The sequence below is a fragment of the Lacticaseibacillus baoqingensis genome (assembly GCF_003946165.1).
Taxonomy (GTDB): domain Bacteria; phylum Bacillota; class Bacilli; order Lactobacillales; family Lactobacillaceae; genus Lacticaseibacillus; species Lacticaseibacillus baoqingensis.
On the sequence record NZ_RHOI01000050.1, the window covers coordinates 1 to 9,110 of the forward strand.

Annotated in this window: 11 protein-coding genes; 10 read left to right on the forward strand and 1 reads right to left on the reverse strand. The window is 51.1% G+C overall.

The window, feature by feature from the left end; genetic code table 11:
- The first annotated feature begins 552 nt into the window (after positions 1–552).
- Positions 553–720 carry a hypothetical protein gene (locus EKM91_RS13995; RefSeq protein WP_164508603.1) on the forward strand — a complete coding sequence of 56 codons (168 nt, stop codon included), beginning with the start codon at positions 553–555 and terminating at the stop codon, positions 718–720.
- Between the two features lie 11 nt (positions 721–731).
- Here EKM91_RS13995 and EKM91_RS13165 read toward each other — a convergent pair whose 3' ends face one another.
- Positions 732–1,166, reverse strand: coding sequence for a MerR family transcriptional regulator (locus tag EKM91_RS13165; protein WP_125754359.1), 435 nt, complete (start codon positions 1,164–1,166; stop codon positions 732–734).
- Positions 1,167–1,441: 275 nt separating this feature from the next.
- On the opposite strand from EKM91_RS13165, the gene EKM91_RS14000 reads away from it, so the two are divergent.
- The 9 genes from EKM91_RS14000 (at position 1,442) to EKM91_RS13200 (ending at position 8,918) form a co-directional block, all read left to right on the forward strand.
- Positions 1,442–1,618, forward strand: coding sequence for a hypothetical protein (locus EKM91_RS14000; RefSeq protein ID WP_164508604.1), 177 nt, complete (start codon positions 1,442–1,444; stop codon positions 1,616–1,618).
- Positions 1,619–1,725: 107 nt separating this feature from the next.
- Positions 1,726–3,198, forward strand: coding sequence for a UbiD family decarboxylase (locus tag EKM91_RS13170; RefSeq protein WP_125754360.1), 1,473 nt, complete (start codon positions 1,726–1,728; stop codon positions 3,196–3,198).
- Positions 3,199–3,234: 36 nt separating this feature from the next.
- Positions 3,235–3,846, forward strand: a complete 612-nt coding sequence (locus tag EKM91_RS13175) for a UbiX family flavin prenyltransferase (protein ID WP_125754361.1) — start codon at positions 3,235–3,237, stop codon at positions 3,844–3,846.
- Positions 3,839–4,234 carry a prenylated flavin chaperone LpdD gene (gene lpdD / locus EKM91_RS13180; RefSeq protein ID WP_125754362.1) on the forward strand — a complete coding sequence of 132 codons (396 nt, stop codon included), beginning with the start codon at positions 3,839–3,841 and terminating at the stop codon, positions 4,232–4,234. The genes EKM91_RS13175 and lpdD overlap by 8 nt, the downstream gene beginning before the upstream one ends.
- A gap of 204 nt (positions 4,235–4,438) precedes the next feature.
- Positions 4,439–4,600: a hypothetical protein gene (locus EKM91_RS14005; RefSeq protein WP_164508605.1), complete on the forward strand. Its 162-nt coding sequence runs from the start codon at positions 4,439–4,441 to the stop codon at positions 4,598–4,600.
- A gap of 959 nt (positions 4,601–5,559) precedes the next feature.
- Positions 5,560–6,447 (forward strand): ABC transporter ATP-binding protein, encoded by an 888-nt coding sequence (locus EKM91_RS13185; RefSeq protein ID WP_125754363.1) that lies wholly within the window; start codon positions 5,560–5,562, stop codon positions 6,445–6,447.
- Positions 6,444–7,205 (forward strand): ABC transporter permease, encoded by a 762-nt coding sequence (locus EKM91_RS13190; RefSeq protein WP_125754364.1) that lies wholly within the window; start codon positions 6,444–6,446, stop codon positions 7,203–7,205. The genes EKM91_RS13185 and EKM91_RS13190 overlap by 4 nt, the downstream gene beginning before the upstream one ends.
- Before the next feature lie 58 nt (positions 7,206–7,263).
- Positions 7,264–8,316: a sensor histidine kinase gene (locus EKM91_RS13195; RefSeq protein ID WP_225419535.1), complete on the forward strand. Its 1,053-nt coding sequence runs from the start codon at positions 7,264–7,266 to the stop codon at positions 8,314–8,316.
- A complete protein-coding gene (locus EKM91_RS13200; RefSeq protein ID WP_125754365.1) occupies positions 8,313–8,918 on the forward strand; it encodes a response regulator transcription factor in 606 nt (201 codons plus the stop codon). The genes EKM91_RS13195 and EKM91_RS13200 overlap by 4 nt, the downstream gene beginning before the upstream one ends.
- Positions 8,919–9,110 lie beyond the last annotated feature (192 nt).

The window sequence follows — 9,110 nt, forward strand, 5'->3', positions numbered from 1 at the left end:
ACGCCGCGAAGAACATTTTGGCTAAAGGATTAGCACTAAATTAACCAAATAGTCCGTCTGGCCCTCCGGTGTCCGACGGCACTAAGGCGCTCCAGCGTCAAGTCCGTCTGGCCCTCCGGTGTCCGACGGTACTAAGACGCTAAAGCGTCAAGTCCGTCTGGCCCTCCGGTGTCCGACGGTACTAAGACGCTAAAGCGTCAAGTCCGTCTGGCCCTCCGGTGTCCGACGGTACTAAGACGCTAAAGCGTCAAGTCCGTCTGGCCCTCCGGTGTCCGACGGTACTAAGACGCTAAAGCGTCAAGTCCGTCTGGCCCTCCGGTGTCCGACGGTACTAAGACGCTAAAGCGTCAAGTCCGTCTGGCCCTCCGGTGTCCGACGGTACTAAGACGCTAAAGCGTCAAGTCCGTCTGGCAACCTGCGGACTCTAAAGGCTTTGGTAATTAGCAGGTAAGACCCGCTTGCGGGCAATCGCTGTATCTAAGCAAATTGTAGTCGCGTCGCCGTTGGGTGATGCGCTTACAAGCCTCTGACTTTAGTCAGGGGTGGTTGACCATGGCGTGGGGCAAGCTGCATCCGTCAGTTTACTGGTTATATCCATTGGTGATCTCACCGACTCGCAATGTCGTGGGGATGTTATTGTCGCTTGGTGGACCAGTTTTGATGCAGATACGTCTGGAACAGCTCGTGCGCGTTAAGATGGCGTGGCGCCGCCGTGGGTAAATACTCGCGCATTAACAAGACCCATCAGCCAGACCGGCTTGCCGCTTATCCGCTTTTGCGGGGCGCCGCTCATCTTTCACCCGAGTAATCGCGTCTGGTGAGCGGTACATATTCAGTTTATAGTCGATCTCTTGAAGATTTTGTGCCAGTTGCGTCTGTTTGGCGACGACTTTTTCGCGGTGCTTGGCCAGAAGGGTCTGACGCTGCTTGATTGTGCCCGGCCCCTGCATGACGTAGCCAATGCAGGTTCGGATATCCGCGATTTTCTTCTCGGTATTCTTCAAACAACAGACCGGGTGCAACAGCTGCAGGTCGCCGTCAGTGAATTCAAGGTAGTCTGACGCGTAGCGGGCAACGAATGGCAACAATCCCGACTTATCATAGAAACGCAGCGTGTAGACGCTCAGACCTGTTTTTTCAGCGACTTCTTTGATGGTATAGGTCAATATTATTTCCTGCTTTTGCTAGCCCTAGAGTATGCACTGAATATGGGTTAGATCGTCACTAAAAATAACAGAATAAGGAAATGTTTATAACTTAGCCACCGGCCGGGACAGGTTTCTTGCCTTACATCTCATTGCGCAACTGCTCACCCAGAATTTGCCAGTTCGGGCAGCCTTGCGGGGTTTAAGCAAGCAGGAACAAGTGACAGCCCCGCTGAAAGATCCCGGGACCGAAAATCTCGACCGACTGACCTTTGTCAAAGCTGATTTGACTCAAGATGTTGGCTGGCAGGCCGCAAGACACTGTTGAGCAAGCAGTGCTTGCCGCTGCTGATACACTCGCATTTTCCCAGCCTGATGATCCAACCGAGTATTCACAACTGGCATTCATCCGGCCCGTGGGGCACCACAGCACGACCAGCAATGCGTTTTGGCAGTATATTCATCAGTATTAATGCTCCTTTCTGAATCTATTCCGGTTTGGCATAGCTACTTCTAGACTCCGAATTGTTTGTGCTTATGCATGCTCGCATACTGAAGTCATACAAAACGGAGGTAGGATATGTCAGAGAAATATGATCTGCGTAAAGTGCTAGACGAAATCAAAGCCATTCCTGGTCAATACCACGAAACGGACAAGGAAATCGATCCCGACGCTGACTTGGCCGGTGTCTATCGGTACATTGGTGCCGGTGGGACCGTGCAGCGGCCAACTCAGGAAGGCCCAACCATGATGTTTAATAACGTCAAGGGCTTTCCGGATTCTCGCGTGCTGATCGGTCTGCAGGCTTCCCGCAAGCGGGTTGGCCTGATCCTGCACCACGACTACAAGACACTTGGTCAAATGCTTAACGAGGCCGTGAGCCAACCAGTCAAGCCTGTCGAGGTGACCAAGGCTGAAGCGCCAGCGCAAGAGGTGGTGCATCTCGCAACGGACACCGGCTTTGATATCCGCAAGCTGCTGGCAGCGCCGACCAACACGTCGGTCGATGCCGGCCCGTACATCACGATGGGGGTCGTTTACGGCCACAGCCCAAACGGCGAACAAGAAGACGTCACGATCCACCGCATGGTCTTGGAAGACAAGGACACCATCGGTATGTACATCATGCCTGGTGGCCGCCACATTGGCGCCTTTTTGAAGGAATATGAGGCGCAAAACAAGCCGATGCCGATCACCATCAATATCGGCCTGGATCCTGCCATCACCATCGGTGCCACCTTCGAGCCGCCGACCACGCCGCTTGGCTACAACGAACTGCAGGTCGCCGGCGCACTGCGCCAGCAACCCGTTGATGTCGTCAAAGGTGTGGCCGTCGATGCCAAGGCGATTGCCCGCGCCGAGTGGGTGATTGAAGCCGAGATCCTGCCAAACACCAAGATGCAAGAAGACATCAACACCAACACCGGCTTTGCGATGCCGGAATTTCCTGGCTACAACGGCACGGCCAACCCGGCGGTGAACGTCGTCAAGATCAAGGCTGTGACCCACCGCAAGGATCACCCGATCGTGCAGACGACCATTGGCCCGTCAGAAGAACACGTGTCGATGGCTGGGATCCCGACGGAAGCGTCGATTCTCAGCCTGGTCGACCGTGCGATCCCAGGCAAGGTCAAGAACGTCTACAACGCCCCAGCCGGCGGTGGTAAGCTCATGACCATTATGCAGATCCACAAAGATGACGAGGCTGATGAAGGGATTCAACGCCAGGCTGCACTGCTGGCATTCTCTGCGTTTAAAGAGCTCAAGACCGTCATTTTAGTCGATGAAGACGTCGATATTTTCGATTGGAACGACGTCATGTGGACCATTAACACGCGCTTCCAAGCCGACCGCGACATCATGGTGCTCGAAGGCATGCGGAACCACCCGCTGGATCCTTCCGAGTTGCCGGAATACGATCCGGCCCGCATCCGCGTGCGCGGCATGTCATCCAAGCTCGTGCTTGACGGTACGGTGCCTTACACGATGAAGGACAAGTTTAAGCGCGCCAGCTTCAAGGAAATGACGAACTGGCAGGACTACCTGAAGTAATTTTCGTAGGCCCTGCCGCATTCGGGAGGTAATGGAATGAAGAAGAAAATCGTTGTCGGAATCACGGGCGCTTCCGGGACCATCTACGGCCTGCGCCTGCTTGAAGCGCTGGCGGCGGACCCGGATGTGGAGACGCACCTTGTCATGAGTCCCTGGGCGAAGGAAAATCTGGCGGTCGAGGCGACTGGCTACACTGAAAAAGAAGTCAAGGCGCTGGCCGACGTGGTATACGACGACCGGGACCTGGGTGCGAGCATTGCCAGTGGCAGTTTTCAGCACGACGGCATGGTCATCGTGCCGGCCAGCATGAAGACAGTGGCGGCGATCGCTACCGGCCTGGCCGACAATCTGATTGCCCGGGCGGCCGATGTGACACTCAAGGAGCGCCGGCCATTGTTGCTGGTGCCGCGTGAGTCACCATTTAACCAAATTCATCTGGAGAATATGTTGAAGCTCTCACGGATGGGCGTTGAGATCATTCCTCCGATCCCGGCGTTTTACAACCAGCCGCAGACCATCGATGACCTGATCGACCACAACACCATGAAACTGCTGGATCATCTGCATCTGAAAAATGACTACAGCAAGCGCTGGCAAGGACTAGCTGCCGCTAAGCAGGCCGCGCGCCGGGAGGTGTCTCATGGCTGAGAAGACGTTTGCCGTGACGCGTGAAGGGTACACGATGCAGGCCAAACTGTCGCGTGAGAACCAAGATGTGCTGCTGGAAATCACTGGCGGCGATGTGCCGCACTACGGCGTGGTGACGATCGTCAGCCCGCATCAGGCAACGCAGACCATCGCGCTGCAAAGCCGCCCAGGGCATCAGCATCAAGAAGGCGTCCTGACGGAAAGAATTGCTGCGGTTATCGCACCAGCCCTTCAGAACAACGCCTTCATCGTAGGCGGTCTGCACGTTAACCGCATTACCAAGCAGCAGCTGGCGGTGGCAGGCGCCATGGCCCAAGCATTGGGAGAGCAAGTAAGAGATTACTTGCTGGCTCATCCGCGTGATGAAGTGATCGAAGAATTCTCATAACCAATCTTTAATTGTGAAGCGAGGAAAGGAAATCAAGGATGTGAGGCCGTCGATGCTGGGGAGCTGCAGGATCTCATCGAGGCAGTTGTTGGTGCCGGTGGTCTTGGTACTGATCACAAACATGCGCGGGAATAACTATTTTCCTGATGCGGATTGATAAAGAATTATGATAAGCTTTGGGTACTAACCTGAAAGGGGTTCACTATGAAAAACTTGCAGGCTGGCGGCTTCCTCTTCGTGGGCGGCGCCATCATCATGACGGTCAATCAGTTTGGCACAGTCGTTCCCATCATCGGTGGGGTGTGCGCGCTGCTTGGTGCAGGCATGCTGATTTATTATCTGTTTAGCAACGAGGGTAAGTATTAAATGAATTGAGTCTGGGTGACCGTTCGCGGTCGCCCATTTTTTTACTTTTATGTGGCGAGTTTTATTTTTTTCCGCGGAGCCGGCGAGTGACCTTTATCGGGACCTCGTCGCCCAAGTAGATGAGGATGATGAACGAACCGACGATGAGGGCGACGTAACGGAGAAAAGCGCTGAGGATCATGCCGATGACCTGCAGCGTGATCGTAAAATAGATACCGCGTCAGGCCAACGATGAGAGGTTGTCGCCGGGTTTGGCCTTGCGGGCGGCGCGTGAATTTCGAGCACCATCATGGCGTCTGTGAACGCTTCGAGCCGGTGTTTATTCGTCATTTTTTCTGTTTCGAGAACACCGTCTGCGTCAACAGGAGGATATGGTTTTTGCGATTGTACCGATGAAATTGCAATCGAGAATTACAGTTTCTGGTAATAAAGAGCAAAATAAATTCCAGTTCTGTCAGCGAGTATCCAGATTTATCAACCTTTTGCGACAATGAAGTATGAAGGTGATCGATATTTGTTGATGAGCCACTTTGGGGTTTGCACCTTGTTGCACCAGCTGGTCGGCACCAATATATACGTAAAATAACGGATGCAAACATTTTCTCTTCGTAATCCTGATTTGGGGCTGTAGTAAGCGGAATCTGTGTCGATTATTTGCTTGACTTCTCTCAGTGTGAAAAGTAATGATTGCGCTTTGTTTGCTGCAATGCACACGAAAACGTGAAGATTATGGTATGGACAAAGCAAGTCACTAGACACGGCAGCGCTAACATGTCGGGTCCAGTTTACTAAGGCTACACCATAATCTTCTCAACATAATCTAATTAAGTATCTCTGGGACTGCGGTTGTTGTTATTCCATGATCGTAAAGTCATGACATTTGTCATACACATTTTATGACATTAGTGACTAGGGCGAGCTTCCGACGCCGTGTATTCTAATGGCATGGAGGAAAGCCAATGACAAAAGCAGTTCAGGTTCAGAATATTTCTTTTAGTTATGGTAAACAACCAGTGCTTAAGGACATCAACTTTGCGATTGATGCTGGTGAAATGATTGGGCTGATCGGTGAAAATGGGGCGGGCAAAACGACGTTGTTGAAATTGCTTCAGGACCAACTGCCAGTTGGTGGGCAAATTTCAATCTTTGATCACCCGGTTCAAGATAAACAGGTGCACGACTGGATCGGTGCCATGCCACAGGGAGATTTGAAGCTGCCAGGGGTGACAGTGCGCGAACTCTTGGCCAATTTGAGTACCAGCTATTCGAATCCGGCTGATATTGATCAGCTCCTGCGGGACAATGGCATTTCGGCACTCAGCAAAAAGCGGCTTGACCGCTTATCAGGCGGACAGCTGCGGCGCGTCACCTTCTTATCTGCATTAGTCGGTCAACCGAGACTGCTGTTTTTGAATGAGCCGACTGTGGGCATGGACGTCAATGCTCGTAAAAAGCTTTGGATGCAGATCAAACAGATGCAGCAGGCCGGGGTCACGATCATCATCACCAGTCACTATCTTGAAGAATTACAAGATGTCGCCGATCGATTGCTCATCCTTCAGTCTGGTCATATCAGCTTTAAAGGCACCTTTGCGGAATTACAAGATCAACATGTGCAGGCGCTATTTCGCTTTATGAGCTCGCTGTCAGAATCGCAACTTTTGCAGTTGCCGGCGGTTCAGTCTGTGACTCGATTAGGCAGTTACTGGCTGCTGACCAGTAACAATGGTGATCAAACGATGAACGCGCTTGGTCAATATTTGAACCAAGTGCACGAGCTGACTGTCACTAAGCAGTCATTGTCTGACATTTTCAGTGAAATGATGCATCAGGAGGAGCCAAAATGAGATCACTTGTTCAACAGTTTAAATTTGACGTGCACAGAGAAATATTACGGAACTTGCCGTTTTTGTTCTTCTCGTTATTGATGCCCGCTGGTTTTTACATTTTGTTCACCAAAGTCATGGTGAGCGGGACGCAAAGCGAGATGCAGCAGTTTTCTGGTCGTTATATGGTCAGTATGATCGTTTATAGTCTGATCATCAGCGCCTTTTTCGGTTTGGCAGCACTGCTGCAACGCGATCGGCGCAGCGGCTACTTGACGCGATTAAGCCAGACGCCGGTGGGCTTGAAGGCCTATTACGGTTCGATTGCCATGTGCTTCATGCTGATGACCGTTTTATCAACAGGCCTGATGTTTGTCCTTGCAATCGGGCTGAACCACGTGACCTTGAGTATCGGCCAGATGTTGCTGATACTGATTGTTTCATTAATCGGCGAGCTGCCGCTATTTGTGATCAGCGTCTTGATCAGTCGCGTCCAACGTGAAGAAACACTGAGCGTCATTAGTAACTTATTAACGTTCCCAGTGGCGATCGTTAGCGGATTGTGGTGGCCGCTAACCATGCTGCCAAAGTGGCTTCAGGTGGTGGGTAAATCAATGCCCACATATCGGCTGAATCATTTGTTAAATGACATTGTCGCGGATCAATCTGTTTCGGTGTATGATTGGCTAGTCATTATGAGCTGGTTAGTGATTGCTTTAGTGGCTGCAATGATCTGGAATTTGACTTTAAGGCGGTGGCAACAAGGTGTTACAGAGTAGTCGATGGCGGCAAAGATTTTCATCTTTGGAGTGGACGAGTTATATTTGGCTGGTGTATGTGCCGTTCAATTTGTTAGGCTATTTGCCACCGAAGGCCATGCAGGACTGGCTATGGTTGGCATTAGGTGCAGTTTTTGTCGCCGTTTATATTGCCGTCGTTGAATTGCCGCGATATCGAGTCTTGTTTATTCCAGTCGAGCTGGCGATCTGCGCGGTATTTTCGCTGTTGGCAATGAACAACTACATGATTATTTTTCCTGCCTGGCAGGTCCCTTTTATCCTAGCCCAGACCCCACGAGGTCGGCGGGCATTTCGCTGGTTTCTCGTTGTTTATGAATTGATTGTTCTGGCTAGTTTTGTCTGGTATGCGGTGACGACGCCGGGAGGGATCGATTGGTCCAGTGGTGAACTGGTTGGGGCAATCTTTCCGTTGATATCGCCGCTGATGGCTTACTTCTTTGCAAGAGAGATATTTGCTAATCGCGCGATTCGCCAAACTAACCGCCGGCTTGAGGCTGTGGTTCAGCGTGATGAGCGGGAGCGGATTGCTAGGGATCTTCACGATAATCTTGGCCAGAGTTTCTCGATGATCACCATCAAAGCAGAATTGGCCAAGAAGTTATTAACTAAGGCACCAGAGCGAGTCGAGGCGGAATTAGAGGATATTCAACAAACCAGCCGAAAAAATCTGCAGCTTGTCCGTGAGATCGTGAATAATCTGCACCAGCAATCTATCAGTGAATTGATGGTGACTCAAAGTAAAGCATTGAATGCCGCCAATGTAGCGCTGATGACATTTGGTGAAACTGATGCTCAGCAATGGCCCACAAAAATCCAGGCCACCATTTCAGCAGTGCTTCAAGAGGCGTTGACCAACGTGGTGCGGCATTCACACGCGGGGAAAGTAACGGTGGGCTTTAATCATCAGAAGCGTGAATACGAAGTGACGGTCCAAGATGACGGGGATGGCGTCCTTTTTGAACGCCCTGGCAGTAATGGTGTGAGCGGGATGAACACTCGGATCGTGGCGGCCGGGGGGCGCTTTTGTATTCGTGCGAATCGAATTGGGACGCTTGTGGTCTGTCACTTACCGGAGGAAGAGAAAAAATGATTTCAGTTTACCTTGCAGAGGATCAAAGCATGTTGAATTCAGCTTTGACTCAAATTATTGATCTTGAAGATGACCTGACCGTGGTAGGTTCGGCGAAGGACGGACAGACTGCGTATACTGAGATTTTGAGCTTGCAGCCAGACGTTGCAGTCTTGGATATTGAGATGCCAAAGCAAACGGGGTTGGATGTCGCTGCTAAACTCCATGAAGCGCAAGCCGATACCAAGGTGATCATTCTCACGACTTTTGCACAAAAGGCATACTTTGAGCGAGCGGTTGCCGCTGAGGTCTCAGGTTATCTGCTGAAAGATAGTCCTAGTGACCAACTGATCGCTGCGATTCGCGACGTCGTGCAAGGCTTGACGCGGTTTGATCCTGAACTTGTGATCAACATGGTCTCGGCAGAACACAACCCACTGACGCCTCGCGAGCAATCTGTTCTAGTCGAAGCAGCGTTGGGCGGTACCACTCATGAGATATCTGAGAAGATGCACTTATCCGATGGCACCATACGCAATTATTTGTCCGCTATATTTAGTAAGTTGGGCGTTCACGGACGCCTTGAAGCAATCCAAATGGCTGAAAGGAATAAGTGGATTTAATCAAGATGGCTGCGTAGACAAGCAAAGAAGCCGTATATGGTCGCTGTTGTCAGCAGGTTATTCGTAAAGAAAACGATGAACATAACAAAAAAAGCATTTGGCCAAAAGGCCAAATTGAACTGAACCCTCTGAGTTGGAGGAAATCTAACTCAGGGGGTTTTACTATGCAGTTTTCTGTTCAAGATAAGATCA